Below are 20,126 nucleotides of genomic sequence, written 5' to 3'. Positions count from 1 at the left end.
CCATGTCAGATCTGCGCATCCGATTGATTCCCGGCCTGTCCCTGGCTTTGCTGGTGCTGATCCTTGATCAGCTCAGCAAGTGGTGGATTGTCGAACGCGTCATGGCGCCGCCGCAGGTCATCGAAGTCACGTCTTTTTTCAATTTGGTCATGGTCTGGAATCGCGGTGTCAGTTTCGGCCTGTTCGATTCGGGCGGTGACTATTCGGTCTGGATCCTCTCCGGACTGGCCATGGTGATTGTCATGGTGCTCGCTGTCTGGATGGGTCGATCAGAGCGCGGGGGCTTGAATTTATTGCTGGGTTTGATCATCGGCGGCGCCATCGGCAATGTGATTGACCGCTTCCGCTATGGCGCCGTGGCGGACTTTCTCGATGTCCATATGGGGGGGCTGCATTGGCCCGCCTTCAATGTGGCGGACTCCGCCATTACCGTTGGCGCGATCCTGTTGGTCGCGGATAGCTTGTTCGGCGGCGAGGAAAGTCTTACAAATAAGGACGAGACAGGGAGCGATCGGTCATGAGACGCATCACAACGGCATTGGTCATCGTCCTCGGCTTGAGCCTGGGCGGTTGCAGCGACACCAAGGAAATCCTCGGCATCGGCACGAAACAGGCGCCGGACGAGTTCACCGTCTATTCCCGTGCCCCCTTGAGCATGCCACCGGACTTCGGGCTGCGGCCTCCGGCACCGGGCACGGCGCGCCCCGAGGTGACCGACCCCGCGACCACCGCGCGGCGAGCCATGCTGGCCGGACGGACCGCACGAAACTCCAAGCCTCCGCAGGCCACAGCCGGGACCGAGGCCTTGTTGCGCAACGCAGGCGCCATCGGTATTGACCCGGCCATCCGCGAAGAGGTCAATCGGGAGACCTCGGCTTTGGTGCGCGAAGACGAAGGCTTTACCGACAGCCTGTTGTTCTGGCAGAAAAAAGATCCCACCGGAGAGATCATCGATCCGAAGAAGGAAAGCGAACGGATCAAGAGCAATCAGGCGCTGGGCGAACCGGTCACCACCGGTGAGACTCCGGTGATCGAGCGCAAGGAAAAGGGCTGGCTCGAAGGCATTTTTGATTGAGGCCCTTGCGGTCTCTCCGATTGCGATCCATGTTCCATACAGGATCAAACGGTTCGACGGTGCCATGAGACTGCTTCCCTTTCTTAGCCTATTCGCGTTGTTGATTTCCGTCACGGACTCCGTGGCGGGGATTTTCAATCCGCAAACCGATACCCTTGAGAACGGCCTTCAGGTCGTCGTGGTGCCCAATCATCGGGCGCCCGTGGTTACCCACATGGTTTGGTATCGGGTCGGGCGGGCCGATGAACCGCCGGGCAAGGGTGGCCTGTCGCATCTGCTGGAACACCTGATGTTCAAGGGCACGGAGAACTACGCGCCCAATGAGATGTCGCAGATCGTCGCCCGCAATGGCGGACGGGAGAATGCCTTCACCTCCTATGACTACACCGCCTATTATCAAACCGTGGCCAGCGACCGGCTGGGGCTGATGATGGCCATGGAAGCCGATCGCATGGGCGGACTGACGCTCAGCGCTCCGATCATTGAACCGGAACGCCAGGTGGTGCTGGAAGAGCGGCGCCAGCGGGTCGGCAATAGACCCAGCGCCCAGTTGCACGAAGCCGCCTCGCCTGCCTTTTACATCAACCATCCCTATGGCCAGCCGATCATTGGATGGGAGCAGGAAATCGAGAGCATCACTCTCCAAGACATCATGAGCCACTACGAGCGCTGGTACTGCCCGGCCAATGCCATTTTGATCGTGGCCGGTGACGTGACCATGGATGACGTTCTTCCGCTGGCTGAAAAGCATTACGGGCCCAAGGCCTGCACCGCGCCGCCGCCCGAGCGGGTACGCCCGCCGTCGCCGGTGCTGGAGGCCGAACGTCGGATCATCCTGCGAGATGCCAACGCTGGTCAGACCCGTTGGTCGCGCACCTATCCGGCGCCATCCTTCGCCACGGGAGAGGTCATCCGAACTCATGCCTTGAGCGTGCTCGATGAACTGCTCAGCGGCGGCGCCACGAGTCGGCTATATCGTAGCTTGGTGATGGAGAAATCACTGGCGACCTCCGTGAGCAGCCATTACGATGGCGATTCCCTGGACCGCACGGGGTTCGCCCTATCCGCCCAGCTCAATCGCGGTACCGACCCCGACAGGTTGGAAGCCGCTTTTCAAGAACAGATCTCCAAACTGCTGAATGATGGCGTCACCGACGAAGAAGTGGCCCGGGCCAAACAGCGCATGCTGGATTCCGCCATCTATGCCCGCGAGTCCCTGCGCACCGCCGCGCATATGTTCGGCGTCGCCCTGACCACCGGCCAGACCATCGAAGACGTGGAATCCTGGCCCAAGCGCATTGCCGAGGTCACCCGCCAAGACGTGGAAGAGGCCGCCCAAGCAGTGTTTGACCAACCTGGTCACGTGACCGCCATCTTGCTCGACATGGAAGAATAAGGAACAAGCCCCCGTGGTACGCCTGCTCTTGATTATCCTTGCGGTGGGGCTGGCCTTTCCCGCCGCCGCCGTACCCAAGGTTCAGACGGTCACCGCCGCCAACGGCGTGACGGCCTGGCTGATCGAAGACCATACCCATCCTATCTTGCATGTGTCATTTGGGTTCAAGGGCGGCGCGGCACTGGAACCGGAGGGCAAGGAAGGCCTGGCCTATATGGTCTCCACGTTGCTCGACGAGGGGGCCGGGAATTTGGATTCCCAAGCTTTTCAGCGCAAGCTTGAAGACCTTTCCGTCGACCTGTCGTTTTCTTCCGGGCGCGACCGCTTTACCGGAACTCTGACGACCCTGACCCGCAATTTGAAGGAGGCGGAAGACCTGCTCTCTCTAGCCCTCGCCGCGCCGCGCTTCGATGAGGAGCCGGTGGCCCGCATGCGGGCATTGCTCCTCGCAGGGCGCCATCGTGCCGTCGAGAATCCGAATAGTATCGCCTCTCGCCGCTTCATGAAGTCCCTATTCCCCAATCATCCCTATGGCCGCTCGATCCGGGGAACGGTGCAGACCATTACCGATTTGACCATTGCCGATATCAAGGGTTTCGTGCAGCGCCATTTCGCCCGTGACCGGTTGGTGGTCGGGCTCTATGGGGATATCACGCCAGAGCGGGCCAAGGCCTTTCTGGATCGATCGTTCACGAATTTACCCCTATCGGGTGGCAAGATTGATCTGCCCGAAACCGAGCCGACTCTCAGTGGCCAGGTCCAGGTCATCAACGAGGATGTGGAGCAAAGCATCATCATGTTCGGGCAACAAGGATTGTCCCGCCGGGACCCAGATTATTATGGTGCCTTGGTGCTGGACTACATCCTCGGCGGCGGCAGCTTATCCTCGCGGCTGTATGAGGAAGTGCGTGACAAACGGGGACTGGCCTATTCGGTGGGCACGGATCTGTGGCCGCTGGACCGGGCCGCCCTCTACATTGGCGAGGCCGGGACCGCCAATGCCCGCGCGGCCGAGACCATCGCCGTGGTCCGCGAGCAGTGGAACCTGATGCGCGACACTGGCCCCACCGATGAAGAGGTCCGCGATGCTAAGACTTATCTCACCGGCTCCTATCCTTTGCGTTTCACGTCCGGCAGCGCCTTGGCGGCGACCCTGATGGGCATGCAAATTCATGATCTGGGTCTGGACTATCTGGACCGCCGCAACGGGTTTATCGAGTCCATCACCCCCGAAGACGTGCGCCGCATCGCCAAACGCCTGCTCACGCCGGACCGGCTGACCTTCGTGGTGGTCGGGCAGCCAGAGGGGATGTAGCCCATGGCTGGGCGCTGGTCGGCATTGGCCCTGGTGACACTGGTGCTCGGTGCCTGTGCCCCCGGCGATTGGCGCACCGCCAGCCGGGATTCGGCAGGGATCGCGCCCGATCCGCAACAAGTGACCGAAGCCCTGGTACAGGTCTATGCGGCGCGGGCCTGGAGCTGGCGCGGCTGGTTCGGGGTGCATACCTGGATCGCCGCCAAACCGACCAACGCCGAGGCTTTCACCGTTTACGAAGTGATCGGCTGGCGGGCCTATCATGGCATGTCAGCGGTCTCGGTGTCGCAACGCCCCGCCGACGGACGCTGGTTCGGGGCCGAGCCGAAAGTGATTGCCGAATTGCGCGGACCGGGCACCGATGCGGTGATCCAACGCATCGACCAGGTGGCGCGCGCTTATCCCTATCCCGACGAATACACGGTCTGGCCCGGCCCCAACTCCAACACCTTCACTGCCTGGGTTGGGCGCCATGTGCCTGAGCTGCGATTGGATCTGCCGCCGACAGCCATTGGCAAGGACTACCTGCCCCATGGCGACTTTGCCGCCCCCAGCCCCAGTGGCAGCGGGTGGCAGGTCTCCCTGTTCGGCCTGGCCGGATTGACAGTTGGCAAGGAAGAGGGCCTGGAGATCAACCTATTGGGATTGGTCTTCGGGATCGATCCGCTGGGCCCGGCCGTTAAGCTGCCGCTCGTGGGCCGGGTCGGGGCTTAAGGGCTTCAACGGGCTACTGAAAAAGTGTTGTCCTGCGGACCGCCTCGCCCTTCGACAAGCTCTGGGTGAGGCTAATATGTTGAAAGTTCAAAGGCCCTCATGCTGAGCTTGTCGAAGCATGTGTCGCCACGCACTCGAAATCGGACTTTTTCAGCAAGCTGTTAACGGATCTTCCCCACCGCCCGCTCGTAATCATCGATCAAGGTGCGGGTGATGTCGCCCGGGGTGAAGGTCAAGGCATCGATCTTGCCCACCGGGGTGACTTCCGCCGCCGAACCGGTCAGAAAAATCTCCGTCGCCTTGGGCAGTTCATCGGGCATGATCACCCGCTCGATGACCTCGTAGCCCCGCTCCTTGGCCAGGCCGATGACCGTGCGCCGGGTGATGCCGTCGAGAAAGCAGTCGGGGATCGGCGTGTGCAGCTTGCCATCGCCCATGACCATGAAGATATTGGCCCCGGTGGCCTCGGAAATCTGGCCGCGCCAATCCAGCAACAGAGCATCGGTATAGCCCGCCGCCTCGGCATGGTGCTTGGACAAAGTGGCGATCATATAGAGACCCGCCGCCTTGGCATGGACCGGCGCGCATTCCGGCGACGGACGCTTCCAGGGCGAGGTCTTCAGGCTGATGCCTTTCTCGCGCAGCTCGGGGCTGAAATAAGACGGCCAGGGCCAGGTGGCGATGGCCACATGGATCTTGGTCTGCTGCGCCGAAACCGCCATCATTTCGCTGCCGCGCCAGGCGACCGGACGGATATAGCCATCGACAATGTTGTTGGCCTTGCAGGTCTCGATACAGGCGGCATCGATCTCGTCGGCGCTAAAAGGAATTTCGAATCCGAGAATGCGCCCGGACTCGATCAGCCGGTCGGTATGCTCGCGCAGCTTGAAGATCTCACCGTTGTAGGAGCGCTCTCCCTCGAACACGCAGGATCCATAGTGCAGCCCGTGAGACAACACATGCAAAGTGCTCTCGCGCCAGGGAACCAGCTTGCCGTTGTACCAGATCAGGCCATCACGGTCGTCGAAGGGAATGAGGTCAGCCATGAAACAATCGTCCGAAATCAAGGTGGGTGTCGAAAGGATGTTGCTGGAAGTAGCATTGGTCGGGTAATATGTCAACAACACTGACATATTTGAGTCGCATGGCAGCCTTGCCCAACCGGAAGGGAAAATCCAGACCCTTGGAAAACAATGATTTCGCCACCGAGGCCGAACTTCGTCGGACCATGGAACTGCTGTTCTTTGCCTATCGGGACTTCACCGGCGAGGCCGATGCAATCCTTGATGAGATCGGCTTCGGCCGGGCCCATCACCGGGCACTTTACTTTATCGGCGCCCATCCGGGCAGCACGGTCAGCGACCTTCTGGATATCCTCAAGATCACGAAACAAAGCCTGGCCCGGGTGCTGAGCCAACTGGTTCGGGAAGACTATGTGCGCCAGGAACCCGGCCCTACAGACCGTCGGCAAAGACTGCTTTACCTGACAGACCAGGGCCAAACCCTTGAGCGTCGGTTGGCCGAAGCCCAGTGGGCGCGCATTCTTCGGGCCTATGGAGATACCGGTGAAGAAGCCGTCTCCGGGTTTCGGGCCGTGCTGCGGCAACTGATCGAGGAAACCGACCGACCTCGGGTGGATGGCCCCCGCGCTCCCGGATAGGCAGGAACGTTTGCTTCGGCTATAGTTCGCTCATGGAGGATCAACCCCATATTCTGGTGGTCGATGACGATGACCGGTTGCGCGACCTGCTGAAGCGGTATCTGGGCGACAATGGTTTTCTGGTCACTGCCGCCAGCGATGCCGCCGACGCCCGGGCGCGTCTGGCCGCCATGGCTTTTGATCTGATCGTGCTTGATGTGATGATGCCCGGCGAGACCGGGTTGGAATTGGTGACCGACCTGCATCGCACCATGGACGTGCCGGTCTTGTTGCTCACCGCCATGGGCGAACCGGAAGACCGCATTTCAGGGCTGGAAGCGGGGGCCGATGACTATCTGAGCAAACCCTTTGATCCCCGCGAACTGGTCTTGCGGATCAACAGCATCCTGCGTCGGGTGGTCCCCAAGACCGAGACCGTGACCGAGTCGGTCCGCTTTGGCGATATTCATTATGATACGGACCGGGAAGAACTCAGCCGCGAAGGGGAGCCTATCCGCCTGACCTCGTTCGAAGCCCAGATGCTTCGGATCCTGGTGGAGCGCGCCGGTGAAGTGCTCAGCCGGGAAGACCTGACCCGCTTGAGCGGGGCTGCCGGCGGAGAGCGTAGCGTCGATGTTCAGGTTACGCGCCTGCGCCGCAAGATCGAGACTGACCCCCGATCACCGCGCTACCTACAGACCGTGCGCGGGCGCGGCTACCTGCTGCGACCGGACTAAGCGACCATGCCCAGCATCAAGAAATTCCTGCCTCGGAGTTTGCTCGGTCGATCCTTGATGATCATCGTGACACCCATCGTTTTGGTACAGGTGGTCTCGGCCTTCATCTTTTTCGAAACCCATTGGGAGACCGTCTCCCTGCGCATGGCGCGCGGCGTGGCGGGGGAGATCGCCTCGCTGATCCGTCTGATGGATGCCTCCAATGATGATCGGGCCATCGAACATTTGTTGGCGGTGGCCGAGGATCATATGCAGTTGCAGGTCTCTTTGCTCGAAGGCGAAATCCTGCCCAACACGGCGGCGCCTCCCATCGAAAGTATTCTTGACCGCACCATGCGGCGGGCCTTACGGGAATACCTGCATCGACCGGCACAGGTTGATTCCCAAAGCCTGGAAAGACAGGTCATCATTACCGTGCAGCTGTCCAACGGAGTGCTGCGCGTCCTTGCCCCCACGAAGCGGCTGTTCAGTTCCACCACCTATGTCTTCGTGCTCTGGTCGGCGGGATTGTCCTTGTTGCTGTTCGGCGTGGCGGTGATCTTCATGCGCAATCAGGTCCGGCCCATTCGTCGCCTGGCCCGGGCCGCCGATGCCTTTGGCAAGGCTCGGGATGTCCCCGAATTCAAACCCGAAGGGGCCCGGGAAGTACGGCAGGCGGCCACCGCCTTCATCCGTATGCGCGACCGTATCCAGCGACAGATTGCCCAACGGACTGACATGTTGTCCGGTGTCTCCCATGATCTCCGGACCCCGCTGACCCGCATGCGGCTGCAACTGGCCATGCTTGGGGATAGCGATGGGGTAAAGGAACTGGAAGAGGATGTCTCCGAAATGGAGCATATGCTCGAAGGCTATCTGGCCTTCGCCCGCGGTGAGGGACGCGAAGCGCCCGTTGCAACGGAGCTCGATATCCTCTTGGAAGACGTCATCGGCCGGGCGCGCCGCAAAGGAACAGCCGTGGATCTGCATGTGGAGCAGACTCTGACCCTGCCGCTTCGCCCTCATGCTTTTCGCCGCGCCCTGACCAATCTGGTGGAAAACGCCGGGCGCTATGGAGATCATGTTTTCGTGCGGGCCGGCATACGCGGCAAGGCCATGGAAATCGTCGTCGATGACGACGGTCCGGGAATTCCCGAGGATAAGCGGGAAGAGGTGTTCAAACCTTTTGTCCGGGTGGAGCAATCCCGCAATCCGGGGACTGGAGGGGTCGGTCTGGGCCTGACCATTACCCGCGATGTTCTGCGCGCCCATGGGGGCGACGTGGAACTGGGACAATCACCGCAAGGCGGCCTGCGGGCCAAATTACGCATCCCCCTTTGAGCATGGAAAAAGGGGCATACAAGATGCCCCTTTTTCCTTCTTCCGCGCCGAGGCAGAAACTACTTCTTGATGGCCAGCAGTTGCTGCTTCACTTCGTCCATGCTTTCGGTGAAACGCTTGTTGATAGCGTCGGCCGCTTCGGCATTGGACTTGGCCGACATTTCAGCCAGCTCGCGGGCATTGGTCAGCGCCTTTTCAAAGGCTCCCTTGACCTGCTCGACCTGCTTGGCGGCGGCTTCCTGCGGCGTTCCGCCGGCGGCCAGCCCGGACAGGGTGCTGGTCATTTCGTCCATGGTCTGCTGCAGGATCTCGGCCTGACGGCGTACCACGGCCTGCATGCCTTCCAACGCCACTTTGTTGGCACTGGTCAGGGCTTCGAAGTTCTTGCGTTGGGTTTCCATCATGGCTTCGGGATCAAGCCCCGGCACCTTGATATCGCCAAAGTTCTTGGTGAATTCGCTCATCATCTTGGTGGGATCGAACTCCGCCATCACTTTGGTCATGTCGAAATTAAAGAAGGGATTGGTCTGTTTGGTCATTGCCTCATCCTCCGACCGTTATACGCAAAACCAAAGTGATTTTGCAGTGCACAATTCGGCCCGAGTATGCGCAATATTATCCGGTTCGTCAACGCAAATGTTGCGGCGCACAATAAATTTTTTGAGGTTACGGATTGCTCAAGCGGGCGCCCCGGTGCGGTCGTCGTCAACGACCGATTGACGAGCCCCACCTTCCCAAGGACACCATGCCGCCAGGGTCTCCAAATGCCCCAAATGCTTATCCAGGGCAGCCATGGTTTTTGATTGATCGGTCGTTTCATCTTCGAGCCAAATCCGGGCTGTGGCCAGCCACAGGGTACTTAAGGCCTTGACTCGAACACGGCCGCGCCATCCCTGGGGCGACAGGTCGGCCGCTTCGAGCATCCATCCCATGGAACCGGCCAGGGTCGGGGCCAGAACCAAAGCCGAAACGGGATCGCACGTCAGGCTCCGGGTGACAGCCCGCAAGCCTTCCTTGTAAGGGGCCAAGGCATCGAAGCGGCGCATGAGAATATCGAACAGTCTGTCATGGGTGGTTTCTCCGTCAGCGGGCCCCTGCTCCAAAACCACGCGGTCGATGCGCTCGACAAAGGCCCTCAAGAGGGATTCGCGGGACCGGAATTCACCTCGGATCGCAGCCAGACTCAAGCCCGTGGCCTCGGCAAGGGACCGAAAGTCGACGGCTTGCCATCCTTGTTCGGCGGCAAGGCTCAAGGCGCTATCGATAAGACGGTCGTGGTCGGAGATGTTTTTTTTGCGGACCATGGCGGACCTCCCGGCTTCGGTGAACAGACAACATGTTTTATCTTGAAAATGTGTTGTCACCGTGGCGTCGGTTCAAGGTGATACGGGATTCCGGATCAATCCGCCAACTCCCGCCCCCGTCTTTCCGCGGCGGCAACCGCCTTGGTCATGAGGTCGGTCATGCCTTTTTCGGCCATCAGCACATCGAGCGCGGCGGCGGTGGTACCGCCGGGGGAGGTTACGTTAATGCGCAATTGCGCGGCATCCTCTTCCGACCGGCGCAGCAATTCACCGGCACCGGACACCGTGGCCCGGGCTAATTGCGCCGCGGTTCGTGGAGGCAATCCCGCTTTGACCCCGGCCTCGGCCATAGCCTCGGCCAACAAGAAGACATAGGCCGGACCGGACCCTGAGACGGCAGTCACCGCGTCCATCAGGGATTCATCATCGATCCAGACCGTCTCGCCCACCGCCGACAGGAGCTGGGTGCAAAGGGCGCATCCAGCGGCATCCACCCGTTCATTGGCACAAAGGGCGGTGATCCCCCGTCCGACCGCCGCGGGGGTGTTGGGCATGGTCCGGACAACGGCGGTCCCCTGCCCCAACCGATCGATAAAAAATCCGATCGGCTTGCCTGCGGCAATGGAGAGGAACAAGGATTGTCCGGCAAAGGGGACATAGGCGGGCAAAACCTGATCCATCATCTGCGGCTTGACGGCCAACATGATCAGACCGGGTTTGAATGTGTCCGGTAGATCGCTGAGGGCGGCATGAACCGCGACGCCATGGGACTCGGTGATGCGGGTGGCCAAATCGGCGTTGGGTTCGATGACCCGGACCCGGTCGGCGCTCAGGCCCCGGTCCATCCATCCGGCAAGCAGGGCGCCTCCCATCTTGCCGCCGCCCACCAGCAACAGCGGCGGAGTTTCAAAGACACCCATGGAAAATCAGGCCTCGCCGACGGTCTCGATCATCGCCGCGGCGATGGCGTCCGGCGCCGTCTTGCCGCCCCAGATGACATATTGAAAGGCCGGATAAAAACGTTCGCATTCGGCGACCGCGATTTCCACCATATCTTCCATCTGTCCCTGGCTGGCCCCATCGGCACCGCGCAGCAGCACCGCGTGACGGAACATGGGCAGACCTTCGTCATCCCAGATTCCGAAATGGCCAAGCCACATCTTTTCATTGACCGCCGCCAGCAGGGTATGGACTTCCTGGCGACGTTTGGCCGGGACGCGCATGTCGAAGGCGCAGGTGAAATGCAGAGCGCTGACTTCCTCGCACCAGGCAAAAAACAGGCTGTAGTCGCACCATTGCCCAGGGACCTGAACTGCCATTTCCTCTTCGTTTCGACGGTCGAAAGACCAGTCGTAGGCGCTGACCACTTGTTCGACGATGTCCAGGGGGTTGGCGGGGAGGGTACTGTCGGTATGCAGGCTCAACATGGCAGGACGAGACCTCCTTGTGGCGGTTGTATGAACCGTCGGCGGCGCAAGGTCGGCTCGGCCCTATTACACTTTCGTGGCAACTCCACCATATGTGGGGGAGCATGCGAAATGTGGTGGAAGGCCGACCCTCCCTACACAAGCTGTAGCCTGCCAGAAGCCGACTCGGGGTGCAAGGCCCTGTGTGTGACAAGGGTGCGAAATTTTCAGAAGGCTGGGGAAAAATCGATCTATTTTACAGAATGACTCTGTAATGACACCTTAATCGGTGCTTTTCGCCGCACTCGGTTTCTTGCGCGGGGCCGCTTTCGGCTTACTGGCAGCCTCCAGCGCGGCCAAGCGTTTTTCCAGCGCCTCGTTTTCCATGCGCGCCTTGGCGGCCATGGTTTGAACCGCCTCGAATTCCTCACGCGTGACCAGATCCATGCCGGCCAACAGATCCCCGAGACGCTGACGGATCATCGCATCCACTTCGTCCTTCATGCCGGTCAGGGTGCTCATGGCGCCATTGGCCAGACGGGCCATGTCGTCGAACAGGGGATTGCGGGTCTGCATGGTCATATTCTCCGATGATGGATCGAGCGGCATTATGCGCCGGGGCGTCGTCCCCTGCAACCGCCCGTTCCGGCACTTGTCGCGGCGCCCGGGGAAGCCTATAAACGCGAGACCTATATATAAGGTGTCTGCAATATACGAAAGAGGGTCCCATGATCGTGGTCACGGGGGGTGCCGGGTTCATCGGCTCCAATATTCTGGCGGCTTTGGAGGAACGGGGAAATCGTAGCCTGGTGGTTTGCGATCGTTTGCGCTCCAACGACAAGTGGCGCAACATCGGCAAGCGCGAGCTGATCGACGTGGTGCATCCCGACCGTCTGTTCGACTACCTGGACGGCAAGGCCGTGGAGATCGAAGCGATCATCCACATGGGCGCCATATCGGCGACCACCGAATTCGACGCCGACAAGGTCTTCGAGAATAATTTCCGGCTGACCATGGATCTTTGGCGCTGGTGCACCTTGCACCGGGTACGCTTTATCTATGCCTCTTCGGCCGCCACTTACGGGGACGGCGCCCAGGGTTTCAACGATGACCGGGAGCCGGGCCACCTGGCCAAGCTGCGACCAATGAATCCCTATGGCTGGAGCAAGCACCTGTTCGACCGGGCCGCGGTCCGGCGGATCATTGACGGCGACCCGATGCCGCCGCAATGGGTCGGGTTGAAGTTCTTCAACGTTTATGGTCCCAACGAGTATCACAAGGGTGGCCAGCAAAGCGTGGTCGCCCATGTCTATCCCAAGGCCAAGGCTGGCGAAACAGCGCCGCTGTTCCAGTCCCACCATCCCGACTATGAAGACGGCGGGCAGATGCGGGACTTCATCTGGGTCGGGGATTGCGTCGATGTGATCCTGTGGCTGCTCGATAATCCGCAGGTCAGCGGGATCTATAACGTGGGAACCGGCACGGCGCGTCCCTTCAAGGATCTGGCTTCGGCGGTCTATCGGGCCTTGGGAAAGGAGCCGGACCTGCGCTACATCCCGACCCCGGAATCCATCCGCGACAAGTACCAGTATTTCACCGAGGCCGACATGGGTCGTCTGCGCGCGGCGGGGTATGACAAACCGTTTACGTCGCTGGAAGACGGGGTCACGGCCTATGTGCGGGACTATCTGGACGCCGACGATCCCTATCGCTAAGGAGCCCTTGGGCGCATGAGCTTCGTCATTCCCTTCCCGCAGATCGACCCGGTGCTGATTGCGTTCGGCCCGCTGGTCATCCGCTGGTATGCCTTGGCCTACATCGCCGGGCTGCTGGGCGGCTGGGCGTTGATCCGCCGGTTCGGGGCGCGCTCGCCATTGCGCATCGATCCGGTGGCGGTGGATGATTTCATGGTCTGGGCGACCCTCGGCGTGATCCTCGGCGGACGGATCGGGTTCGTGCTGTTTTACAATCTGCCGTTCTATTTGCAGAACCCGTTGCAGATCCTGCAGGTCTGGCAGGGCGGCATGTCGTTCCACGGCGGCCTGCTCGGCGTGACTATCGCCATGTTCCTGTTTACCCGCAAACGGGGCCTGTCGTTTCTGGCCTTCACCGACGTGGTGGCCTGCGTCACCCCCATCGGTCTGTTTTTCGGGCGCATCGCCAATTTCATCAATGGGGAGCTCTGGGGCCGGGTGACGGACGTCCCTTGGGCCATGGTGTTTCCGCGCGGCGGATCAATGCCGCGCCACCCCAGCCAGCTTTACGAAGCGGCGCTGGAAGGCATTGTTCTATTCATCATTGTTAATCTGGTGGCCCGCTCCCACCCGTGGCGTCACCGCCCCGGACTGGTGACCGGCGTCTTCTTGTTTGGCTATGGCTTGGCCCGGGGGTCGGTGGAATTTGTCCGCCAGTACGATATACAGGTGGGCCTGCTGTGGGACGTGATAACCATGGGGCAACTTCTGTCCATTCCCATGATGATGCTCGGACTGTATCTTATCTGGCGATCCAAGCCCGTTGCCGAAAAACCCGTTGACCACAAACCCGAAGGAACTGCCGCGTGAGCGAGATTGCCGCCATTCTGAATGAACGCATTGCCGAGGACGGTCCCCTTTCCGTGGCCGACTTCATGGGCATCGCCCTGACCCATCACCAGGGTGGCTATTACATGACCCGCGATCCGTTCGGCGAGGGCGGGGATTTTGTCACTGCTCCGGAAATCAGCCAGATGTTCGGCGAGCTGGTCGGCCTGTGGTGCGCCGTTGCCTGGCAGTCCATGGGCATGCCGGAACAGGTCAACCTGGTGGAGCTGGGACCGGGACGCGGCACGTTGATGGCCGACGCGCTGCGCGCCGCAAGAGCCGTGCCGCCCTATCGCGATGCGCTGCGCCCCCATCTGGTGGAAATCAGCCCGACCCTGACGGCACGGCAGCGGGAAACCCTGGGCGCCTTGGATCTGCCCCATGCGCCCACCTGGAGCGAGACCATCGAAGGCATCCCCGATGGACCCGTGATCATCATCGCCAATGAATTCTTCGATGCCTTGCCGATCCGTCAGTACGAGCGCACCGAGGATGGCTGGTTCGAGCGGCTGGTGGATGCCGACCCGGCGGGAGGCTTCTGTTTTACTCTGTCTCGCAAGGAAACCGAGCGCCTTGGCCCGGCTCCCGAAGGGGCCATCCGGGAATCCTGCCCCGAAGCCTTGAGAGTCGCAAAAGTGATCGGCAGCCGTCTGGCCAAGGACGGCGGGGCCGCCCTGTTCATTGATTACGGTCATGCGGAAAGTGCCGATGGGGAAACCCTTCAGGCGGTGCGTAGCCAGGAGTATACCGAGGTGCTGGCCGATCCAGGCAATGCGGACCTGACAGCCCATGTGGACTTCGAGGCTCTGGCCGATGCGGCGGAATTGGGCGGTGGTCGTTGTTTTGGCCCCATCGCCCAAGGGCACTTCCTCATGGCCCTGGGCATCGAGATGCGGGCTCAGGCCTTGCTCGATAGCGCCGACGAGACCCAACGCCAGGAGATCATGGCCGCCCATCACCGGCTGGTGCATCCCGATGAGATGGGATTACTGTTCAAGGCCTTGGCCGTAACCGCGCCGGGCATGCCCGCACCGCCGGGGTTCGAACCGCTATGATGCTGACCGTTGCCTCCCTCAACGCCGTGTCCCGCGTGCGCCATGCTTTTTTCACCCGCCAGGGCGGCGTGAGCGAGGGGATCTATGCTTCGCTCAATTGCGGGCCGGGATCGGATGACGATGCCAAGCGGGTAGTCGCCAATCGGGCCAAGGCCATGCAGTTGATCGATCGCCCGGCGGAGTCCCTTGTCACCGTGCATCAGATTCATTCGGCCCGCGTGGTCCCGGTCACGGGACCCTGGTCCGGCCCGTCGCCCGAGGCCGATGCCATGGTCACCACCGAGCCCGGGGTCGCCTTGGGAATCCTCACCGCCGACTGTGCCCCCGTTCTGTTGGCCGACGGTCAAGCCCGGGTCATCGCCGCCGCCCATGCCGGCTGGCGGGGAGCCGTGGGCGGAGTGCTGGATGCCACGGTCGCCGCCATGGTCGAACAGGGTGCCAAGGCCTCCAACATCGTCGCCGCCGTTGGGCCTTGTATTCAGCAGCGGTCCTATGAAGTCGGGCCGGACATGGTGGCCGACCTGATCGAGGCCGATCCCCACAACGAGAATTATCTGCTACCCGCGCGCCGGGAAGGTCACCATATGTTTGATCTGGCGGCCTGTGTCATGCACCGGCTGCAATTGGCCGGATTGCGCAATATCATCGGCACGCCTTGCGATACCTATGCCGAACCCGACCGCTTTTTCAGCTTCCGGCGGTCCACCCACAACAATGAACCGGACTACGGTCGCCAGCTTTCCGCCATCACCTTGGAACCATAGAAACCGATGCCGCACATCTTATTCCTGATGATGATTACGGTTCTCGGCCTGATGGTCGGCTGCGTGGTGATGATATGACCATGCGCCGGATGCTGCCCCTTTTGATGATCCTGTGGATGGCGGCGGCCTGTGCGCCCACGCCTCCCCCCTCGAGCGCGGCTCCCGCAGGGCCACCGACTTGTTATCTGCCCGATCTGGAAGGCGCGCCAGCGGTGGTACGCTGGTCCTTGATGAGCGGTCTGACGACGGCTTTGCAGCAACGAGGCTGGACCATCACCCGAGATCCCACCGAAGCCCATGACCTGGTACTGCGCGGACGCATGGTCGATGATCCAGCCGTGATTTCCGGACCCTATGCGGCAGTCCTTGATTGGATGCTGGAAGATTCCCGGGGCATCGGACTGGCTCTCTTTCGCCAACGATTGGGCGGATCGACGACCCAATGGCTAAGGGCGGACCCGCGGGTCATCCGGGCCCTGATCGACGATGCAGCCCCCCGCGTGGTCGGTCTGCCCCGATCGCCGAACGAGCGGCGGTCGTTGAAAGGTGTCACCGGAATGGTCGATGTGTTCGTACCCGTCACCCCGGTCCATGGGGATATCAAGCGGGTCTCGTCGGTGGAATTGCTGCTGCCCAAGCTACCGCTGCCTTGGGTGCCACCGGTCCAACCGGCTCCGGCCAAGACCCTGGTCGCGCCCGCCGCACCAGCCCCCGTGGCGCCGACCGCGGCCGAGCCCCCCCCGGCGGCACCCTCCCAATCCGCGCCGGTCACCCGCAGACGTCCGTCCGCCTCCGGCCCGGTGGTGTTGGTGGGTCCGGTGGAAGGTGCTCCGGGCGATGGGGCCGATTCCCTGGCTTTGGCTTTGGAACGGACATTGGCCCGGACCGGTGTACCGGTGACCACCGATCCCACCCGCGCGACCCACGTGGTACGAGCAACCGTTGATGTGGTACCCGGTGGCGGCGCCCGACCCACCGTGAATATTTCCTGGTCCTTGTACGAATCCAGCGGGCGTCGTCTGGGCACCATTGATCAGCAAAACCGGATTCGCGCGCCCATTTTGTACGATCGCTGGGGGGCAACGGCGGTGGGCGCGGCCAACGGCGCGGCCCAGGGAGTGGTGGAATTGCTGGTGCGTTGGCGAGAAATGTTAAATCAGCCCCCTTCTGGCCCGGAAGGGCGTTTACAGAAATAGGTCGGCTTGATACATTCCGCACGCGCTAAGGGGGGCCGTCGGGCAGTCTGTCTTTCGATGAGCGCAGGGGTGGGCCGAAAAGGGCACGAGGCGATCATGAGGATTCTTTCCTGCAACAGCAATCGGCCCTTGGCCGAGGCCGTTTCCGCGTATCTTAGCCTACCGCTGACCAAGGCCAGCGTGCGGCGTTTTTCCGACATGGAAGTGTTCGTGGAAGTGGAGGAAAACGTCCGCGGCGCCGACGTTTTTGTCATCCAGTCCACTTCGTTTCCCGCCAACGACAATTTGATGGAATTGCTGGTCACCCTGGATGCCCTACGGCGCGGGTCGGCCCGACGGATCACGGCGGTGATGCCCTATTTCGGCTATGCCCGTCAGGACCGCAAGTCCGGTCCCCGCACGCCCATCTCGGCCAAGCTGGTGGCCAACCTGATCACCGTCGCGGGCGCCGACCGGGTCCTGACCTGCGACCTGCATGCCGGACAGATCCAGGGCTTTTTCGATATTCCGCTGGATAACCTCTATGGCGCGCCGGTTTTCGTGCAGCATATCCAGGAAAAGTTCAACGGCGAGGATATCATGATGGTGTCGCCGGATGTGGGCGGCGTGGTGCGTGCCCGTTCCCTGGCCAAACGACTGGACGCCGATTTGGCGATCATCGATAAACGCCGCGAGCGGGCCGGAGTCTCCGAAGTGATGAACATCATCGGTGACGTCCAGGGCCGCCATTGCATTCTGGTCGACGACATTGTCGATTCCGCGGGCACCATCTGCAACGCCGCCGTGGCCCTGAACGAAGCTGGCGCCGCCAGCGTTCATACCTATGTGACCCATGGCGTGCTGTCCGGTGGCGCGGTGGCGCGGGTGACTTCATCGCCGTTGGAATCCATGGTCATCACCGATAGTATTCAGGCCACCGAGGCCGTGCGCTTGGCCGGCAATGTGGAGCAACTGAGCTTGGCGCCGCTGCTCGCCGAGGCCATTCACAGGATCGCCGAGGAAAAATCGGTTTCCAGCCTGTTCATTTGAGGCTATAACACCGCCGCCGTCCCCCGAAAGCGGGACGGCAGACCTGTTTGGGCGCCGGCACCCCTGGAGGCCGGCGTCATTTATTGAGCTTAAGGAGTATGACGATGAGTGACATCGTGAACATGGACGCCGAAGTGCGAGAGCGGGCCGGTAAGGGGGCAGCCCGAGCAACGCGCCGCGCTGGACGCGTCCCCGCCGTGGTATACGGCGGAAAATCCGAACCTGTTATGATTTCCCTGGACCCCATTCAGTTGCACAAGCAGTTGCATTCCACCGGCTTCTTCTCCCACGTGGTCGAGTTGAAAGTCGGCAAGGATGCCCACCGGGTCCTGCCCCGGGACGTTCAGTTCCATCCGGTGACCGACGTGCCGCTGCACGTGGACTTCCTGCGAGTCACCAAGGATTCGGTGATCGAAGTGGCGGTTGTCGTGGAATTCATCAACGATTTGGCCTCGCCGGGTCTGAAGCGTGGCGGTGTGTTGAACATCGTGCGCCACGACGTGGAGCTGGTCTGCTCGCCGGATGATATCCCCGAGAAGCTGGTGGCCGATCTGACCGGTCTCAACATCGGCGACTCGGTGCATATTTCCAGCATTGAACTGCCCGAAGGCGTGCGCCCGTCCATCACCGATCGTGACTTCACCATCGCCACCTTGGCGGCCCCGTCCAGCATGAAGAGCGAGGACGAAGAAGAAGAGGGCGCCGAGACCGAGGGCGAAGGCGAAGAAGCGACCGAAGAGTAAGGCATGTTGCTTCTGGTGGGACTGGGCAACCCGGGATCGGGCTATGTCAAGAACCGCCACAACATTGGGTTTATGGCGGCGGACGAGATTGTTCGCCGCCATTCCTTTGGGCCCTGGCGCAACAAGTTTCAGGCCGAGATTTGTGACGGGATGATCGCTGGGACCAAGGCCTATGTCTTGAAACCGCTGACATTCATGAACGAATCCGGTCGCGCCGTTGGCGCCTGTGCCCAGTTCTATAAGATCCCGGTGAGCCAAATCATCGTTTTGCACGACGAGCTGGATCTGCCGGCGGGCAAGCTCCGGGTCAAGACCGGCGGCGGCCATGGGGGACATAATGGCCTGCGCAGCATCGATGCCCATCTGGGTGCCAAGGATTACCGCCGGATACGGCTCGGGATCGGCCACCCGGGCGACAAGGCACAAGTACACGGCCATGTGTTGTCGGACTTCGCCAAGGCCGATGGAACCTGGCTGACTCCGCTGCTCGACGCGGTGGCTGATCACATCGGATTGCTGGTCCGTGGCGATGACGGTGGCTTCATGAACAAGGTCACGCTGGCCACCCGCCCCCCGAAGAACAACAAGGACGACTGACATGGGTTTCAATTGCGGTATCGTCGGCCTGCCCAACGTGGGCAAGTCCACCCTGTTCAATGCCCTGACCGCCACGGCGGCGGCGGAGGCGGCCAATTTCCCTTTTTGTACCATCGAGCCTAACTCGGGCCGGGTGGCGGTGCCCGACGCGCGACTCGATACCATTGCCACCATCGGCAAATCGGCGCGTATCGTGCCGACGCAACTGGAATTCGTTGATATCGCCGGGCTGGTACGCGGCGCGTCCAAGGGCGAGGGCCTGGGCAACCAGTTCCTGGCCAACATACGCGAGGTGGATGCGGTCATCCATATGGTGCGCTGCTTCGAAGACGGCAACGTCACCCATGTGGACGGCGGTGTCGATCCCCAGCGCGATATCGAAACCATCGAAACCGAGCTGATGCTCGCCGATTTGGAGAGCCTGGAGAAACGCGAGACCGCTTTGGTTAAGAAGGCCCGCGGCGGCGACAAAGAGGCCAAGTTGCAATTGGACCTCATCGCCCGCGCCCTGGAGCTTCTCCGCGAAGGGCAGCCGGCACGTTTGGTGGAGGTGGCCAGCGACGAGAAAAAAGCCTTTGACATGCTGCAACTGCTGACCGCCAAGCCTGTGGTCTATGTATGCAATGTGGATGAGGACTCGGCCGCCGACGGCAACGCGTTTTCAGAAATCGTCGCCAAACGCGCACAGGAGGAAGACGCGGTCAGCGTGGTCATCTCGGCGGCCATCGAAGAGGAAATCTCCCAACTGGGAGGGGACGAGGAAAAGGCCGAGTTCCTGGAAAGTCTGGGGCTGAGTGAGACCGGTCTGGCCCGGGTCATCCGGGCCGGATACGAACTGCTGCACCTGATCACTTTCTTTACCGTCGGGCCGAAGGAAGCGCGGGCCTGGACCGTGCGCGCCGGAGCGACCGCGCCCAATGCCGCCGGAGCCATCCATACCGATTTCGAACGGGGCTTCATCAAGGCGGAGACGATCTCCTATGATGACTTTGTCGCCTGCGACGGCGAACAAGGCGCCAAGGACGCGGGCAAGATGCGCCAGGAAGGCAAGGCCTATGTCACCCAAGACGGCGATATCATGCTGTTCCGCTTCAATGTGTAAGATCGAGCCGAGATCTACCCGAGAAAGCACAATGTCTTGTCCTGCCCGCTGTTGAACGACGGGGCCTTTTCTCTGTCAGAGCCCCGCCGATTCAGGCGGTGATTTCCTTGCTCGGAGGCCGTCCCATTGAACAGGGCTCTCCGATGACCAGA

General features: G+C 61.4%; 23 protein-coding genes. 17 read left to right on the top strand and 6 right to left on the bottom strand.

The annotated features are described in order from the left end of the window. The first annotated feature begins 2 nt into the window (after positions 1 to 2). The 5 genes from lspA to MGMAQ_RS01520 all read left to right on the top strand — a co-directional run bounded on the left by lspA (position 3) and on the right by MGMAQ_RS01520 (position 4,500). Positions 3 to 521, top strand: coding sequence for a signal peptidase II (gene lspA / locus MGMAQ_RS01540; RefSeq protein WP_046020149.1), 519 nt, complete (start codon positions 3 to 5; stop codon positions 519 to 521). Beyond that, on the top strand, positions 518 to 1,075 hold the full coding sequence (locus tag MGMAQ_RS01535) for a DUF3035 domain-containing protein (protein ID WP_046020148.1): 558 nt from the start codon (positions 518 to 520) through the stop codon (positions 1,073 to 1,075). Before lspA ends, MGMAQ_RS01535 begins: the two co-directional genes overlap by 4 nt. A 64-nt stretch (positions 1,076 to 1,139) precedes the next feature. Then, positions 1,140 to 2,471 (top strand): pitrilysin family protein, encoded by a 1,332-nt coding sequence (locus MGMAQ_RS01530; RefSeq protein WP_046022835.1) that lies wholly within the window; start codon positions 1,140 to 1,142, stop codon positions 2,469 to 2,471. A 13-nt stretch (positions 2,472 to 2,484) separates the two neighbouring features. Then, complete coding sequence (locus MGMAQ_RS01525; RefSeq protein WP_046020147.1) at positions 2,485 to 3,786, top strand: pitrilysin family protein; 1,302 nt, start codon at positions 2,485 to 2,487, stop codon at positions 3,784 to 3,786. 3 nt (positions 3,787 to 3,789) lie between these two features. Continuing rightward, on the top strand, positions 3,790 to 4,500 hold the full coding sequence (locus MGMAQ_RS01520; protein WP_046020146.1) for a DUF3750 domain-containing protein: 711 nt from the start codon (positions 3,790 to 3,792) through the stop codon (positions 4,498 to 4,500). A gap of 161 nt (positions 4,501 to 4,661) precedes the next feature. Here MGMAQ_RS01520 and MGMAQ_RS01515 read toward each other — a convergent pair whose 3' ends face one another. Continuing rightward, positions 4,662 to 5,546, bottom strand: coding sequence for a branched-chain amino acid aminotransferase (locus MGMAQ_RS01515; RefSeq protein WP_046022834.1), 885 nt, complete (start codon positions 5,544 to 5,546; stop codon positions 4,662 to 4,664). Positions 5,547 to 5,644: 98 nt separating this feature from the next. Between MGMAQ_RS01515 and MGMAQ_RS01510 the strand changes: the two genes are divergently transcribed. The 3 genes from MGMAQ_RS01510 to MGMAQ_RS01500 are packed head-to-tail and all read left to right on the top strand — an operon-like array spanning position 5,645 to position 8,196. Further along, positions 5,645 to 6,160, top strand: a complete 516-nt coding sequence (locus tag MGMAQ_RS01510) for a MarR family winged helix-turn-helix transcriptional regulator (RefSeq protein WP_082085203.1) — start codon at positions 5,645 to 5,647, stop codon at positions 6,158 to 6,160. 32 nt (positions 6,161 to 6,192) lie between these two features. Next, entirely contained in the window at positions 6,193 to 6,876 is a 684-nt protein-coding gene (locus MGMAQ_RS01505; RefSeq protein ID WP_046020145.1) for a response regulator, read from the top strand. 6 nt (positions 6,877 to 6,882) lie between these two features. Continuing rightward, positions 6,883 to 8,196, top strand: a complete 1,314-nt coding sequence (locus MGMAQ_RS01500) for an ATP-binding protein (RefSeq protein WP_046020144.1) — start codon at positions 6,883 to 6,885, stop codon at positions 8,194 to 8,196. Positions 8,197 to 8,255: 59 nt separating this feature from the next. Here the strand turns inward: MGMAQ_RS01500 and MGMAQ_RS01495 are convergent, their stop codons facing one another. The 5 genes from MGMAQ_RS01495 to MGMAQ_RS01475 form a co-directional block, all read right to left on the bottom strand. Beyond that, on the bottom strand, positions 8,256 to 8,735 hold the full coding sequence (locus tag MGMAQ_RS01495; RefSeq protein WP_046020143.1) for a phasin family protein: 480 nt from the start codon (positions 8,733 to 8,735) through the stop codon (positions 8,256 to 8,258). Between the two features lie 138 nt (positions 8,736 to 8,873). Next, positions 8,874 to 9,500 carry a TetR/AcrR family transcriptional regulator gene (locus MGMAQ_RS01490; protein WP_046020142.1) on the bottom strand — a complete coding sequence of 209 codons (627 nt, stop codon included), beginning with the start codon at positions 9,498 to 9,500 and terminating at the stop codon, positions 8,874 to 8,876. Between the two features lie 95 nt (positions 9,501 to 9,595). Next, the gene (proC, locus tag MGMAQ_RS01485) at positions 9,596 to 10,420 is read right to left on the bottom strand and encodes a pyrroline-5-carboxylate reductase (protein ID WP_046020141.1); all 825 of its coding nucleotides are present in this window, start codon (positions 10,418 to 10,420) and stop codon (positions 9,596 to 9,598) included. A 6-nt stretch (positions 10,421 to 10,426) separates the two neighbouring features. Continuing rightward, positions 10,427 to 10,927 carry a YbjN domain-containing protein gene (locus MGMAQ_RS01480; RefSeq protein ID WP_046020140.1) on the bottom strand — a complete coding sequence of 167 codons (501 nt, stop codon included), beginning with the start codon at positions 10,925 to 10,927 and terminating at the stop codon, positions 10,427 to 10,429. Between the two features lie 261 nt (positions 10,928 to 11,188). Next, entirely contained in the window at positions 11,189 to 11,488 is a 300-nt protein-coding gene (locus tag MGMAQ_RS01475) for an accessory factor UbiK family protein (protein WP_252508666.1), read from the bottom strand. A 146-nt stretch (positions 11,489 to 11,634) separates the two neighbouring features. Here MGMAQ_RS01475 and rfaD point away from each other — a divergent pair, with 146 nt between their 5' ends. From rfaD to ychF, 9 genes are all read left to right on the top strand, one after another. Continuing rightward, positions 11,635 to 12,621, top strand: a complete 987-nt coding sequence (gene rfaD / locus MGMAQ_RS01470; RefSeq protein WP_046020139.1) for an ADP-glyceromanno-heptose 6-epimerase — start codon at positions 11,635 to 11,637, stop codon at positions 12,619 to 12,621. A gap of 15 nt (positions 12,622 to 12,636) precedes the next feature. Then, entirely contained in the window at positions 12,637 to 13,470 is an 834-nt protein-coding gene (gene lgt, locus MGMAQ_RS01465) for a prolipoprotein diacylglyceryl transferase (protein ID WP_046020138.1), read from the top strand. Then, positions 13,467 to 14,543, top strand: a complete 1,077-nt coding sequence (locus MGMAQ_RS01460) for a class I SAM-dependent methyltransferase (RefSeq protein ID WP_046020137.1) — start codon at positions 13,467 to 13,469, stop codon at positions 14,541 to 14,543. The genes lgt and MGMAQ_RS01460 overlap by 4 nt, the downstream gene beginning before the upstream one ends. Continuing rightward, positions 14,540 to 15,307, top strand: coding sequence for a peptidoglycan editing factor PgeF (gene pgeF, locus MGMAQ_RS01455; protein ID WP_371258380.1), 768 nt, complete (start codon positions 14,540 to 14,542; stop codon positions 15,305 to 15,307). The genes MGMAQ_RS01460 and pgeF overlap by 4 nt, the downstream gene beginning before the upstream one ends. Before the next feature lie 74 nt (positions 15,308 to 15,381). Next, positions 15,382 to 16,503 (top strand): hypothetical protein, encoded by a 1,122-nt coding sequence (locus MGMAQ_RS01450; protein WP_148560784.1) that lies wholly within the window; start codon positions 15,382 to 15,384, stop codon positions 16,501 to 16,503. A 96-nt stretch (positions 16,504 to 16,599) separates the two neighbouring features. After that, positions 16,600 to 17,532 (top strand): ribose-phosphate pyrophosphokinase, encoded by a 933-nt coding sequence (locus tag MGMAQ_RS01445; protein ID WP_046020135.1) that lies wholly within the window; start codon positions 16,600 to 16,602, stop codon positions 17,530 to 17,532. A 104-nt stretch (positions 17,533 to 17,636) separates the two neighbouring features. Continuing rightward, complete coding sequence (locus MGMAQ_RS01440; protein WP_046020134.1) at positions 17,637 to 18,275, top strand: 50S ribosomal protein L25/general stress protein Ctc; 639 nt, start codon at positions 17,637 to 17,639, stop codon at positions 18,273 to 18,275. 3 nt (positions 18,276 to 18,278) lie between these two features. Beyond that, complete coding sequence (pth, locus tag MGMAQ_RS01435) at positions 18,279 to 18,872, top strand: aminoacyl-tRNA hydrolase (protein ID WP_046020133.1); 594 nt, start codon at positions 18,279 to 18,281, stop codon at positions 18,870 to 18,872. A 1-nt stretch (position 18,873) separates the two neighbouring features. Beyond that, positions 18,874 to 19,974 carry a redox-regulated ATPase YchF gene (gene ychF / locus MGMAQ_RS01430; protein WP_046020132.1) on the top strand — a complete coding sequence of 367 codons (1,101 nt, stop codon included), beginning with the start codon at positions 18,874 to 18,876 and terminating at the stop codon, positions 19,972 to 19,974. Positions 19,975 to 20,126: the final 152 nt, after the last annotated feature.

This window comes from Magnetospira sp. QH-2, from assembly GCF_000968135.1.
Taxonomy (GTDB): Bacteria; Pseudomonadota; Alphaproteobacteria; order Rhodospirillales; family Magnetospiraceae; genus Magnetospira.
The sequence above is the reverse complement of the archived record's forward strand: the minus strand, read 5'-3'. Positions and strand labels throughout refer to the sequence as shown.

Excerpts from the sequence above, each read along its gene's own strand:
- lspA (WP_046020149.1), top strand. The coding sequence starts at position 3 with ATGTCAGATCTGCGCATCCGATTGATTCCCGGCCTGTCCCTGGCTTTG.
- MGMAQ_RS01535 (WP_046020148.1), top strand. The coding sequence starts at position 518 with ATGAGACGCATCACAACGGCATTGGTCATCGTCCTCGGCTTGAGCCTG.
- MGMAQ_RS01530 (WP_046022835.1), top strand. The coding sequence starts at position 1,140 with ATGAGACTGCTTCCCTTTCTTAGCCTATTCGCGTTGTTGATTTCCGTC.
- MGMAQ_RS01520 (WP_046020146.1), top strand. The coding sequence starts at position 3,790 with ATGGCTGGGCGCTGGTCGGCATTGGCCCTGGTGACACTGGTGCTCGGT.
- MGMAQ_RS01515 (WP_046022834.1), bottom strand. The coding sequence starts at position 5,546 with ATGGCTGACCTCATTCCCTTCGACGACCGTGATGGCCTGATCTGGTAC.
- MGMAQ_RS01510 (WP_082085203.1), top strand. The coding sequence starts at position 5,645 with ATGGCAGCCTTGCCCAACCGGAAGGGAAAATCCAGACCCTTGGAAAAC.
- MGMAQ_RS01505 (WP_046020145.1), top strand. The coding sequence starts at position 6,193 with ATGGAGGATCAACCCCATATTCTGGTGGTCGATGACGATGACCGGTTG.
- MGMAQ_RS01500 (WP_046020144.1), top strand. The coding sequence starts at position 6,883 with ATGCCCAGCATCAAGAAATTCCTGCCTCGGAGTTTGCTCGGTCGATCC.
- MGMAQ_RS01495 (WP_046020143.1), bottom strand. The coding sequence starts at position 8,735 with ATGACCAAACAGACCAATCCCTTCTTTAATTTCGACATGACCAAAGTG.
- MGMAQ_RS01490 (WP_046020142.1), bottom strand. The coding sequence starts at position 9,500 with ATGGTCCGCAAAAAAAACATCTCCGACCACGACCGTCTTATCGATAGC.
- proC (WP_046020141.1), bottom strand. The coding sequence starts at position 10,420 with ATGGGTGTCTTTGAAACTCCGCCGCTGTTGCTGGTGGGCGGCGGCAAG.
- MGMAQ_RS01480 (WP_046020140.1), bottom strand. The coding sequence starts at position 10,927 with ATGTTGAGCCTGCATACCGACAGTACCCTCCCCGCCAACCCCCTGGAC.
- MGMAQ_RS01475 (WP_252508666.1), bottom strand. The coding sequence starts at position 11,488 with ATGACCATGCAGACCCGCAATCCCCTGTTCGACGACATGGCCCGTCTG.
- rfaD (WP_046020139.1), top strand. The coding sequence starts at position 11,635 with ATGATCGTGGTCACGGGGGGTGCCGGGTTCATCGGCTCCAATATTCTG.
- lgt (WP_046020138.1), top strand. The coding sequence starts at position 12,637 with ATGAGCTTCGTCATTCCCTTCCCGCAGATCGACCCGGTGCTGATTGCG.
- pgeF (WP_371258380.1), top strand. The coding sequence starts at position 14,540 with ATGATGCTGACCGTTGCCTCCCTCAACGCCGTGTCCCGCGTGCGCCAT.
- MGMAQ_RS01450 (WP_148560784.1), top strand. The coding sequence starts at position 15,382 with ATGACCATGCGCCGGATGCTGCCCCTTTTGATGATCCTGTGGATGGCG.
- MGMAQ_RS01445 (WP_046020135.1), top strand. The coding sequence starts at position 16,600 with ATGAGGATTCTTTCCTGCAACAGCAATCGGCCCTTGGCCGAGGCCGTT.
- MGMAQ_RS01440 (WP_046020134.1), top strand. The coding sequence starts at position 17,637 with ATGAGTGACATCGTGAACATGGACGCCGAAGTGCGAGAGCGGGCCGGT.
- pth (WP_046020133.1), top strand. The coding sequence starts at position 18,279 with ATGTTGCTTCTGGTGGGACTGGGCAACCCGGGATCGGGCTATGTCAAG.
- ychF (WP_046020132.1), top strand. The coding sequence starts at position 18,874 with ATGGGTTTCAATTGCGGTATCGTCGGCCTGCCCAACGTGGGCAAGTCC.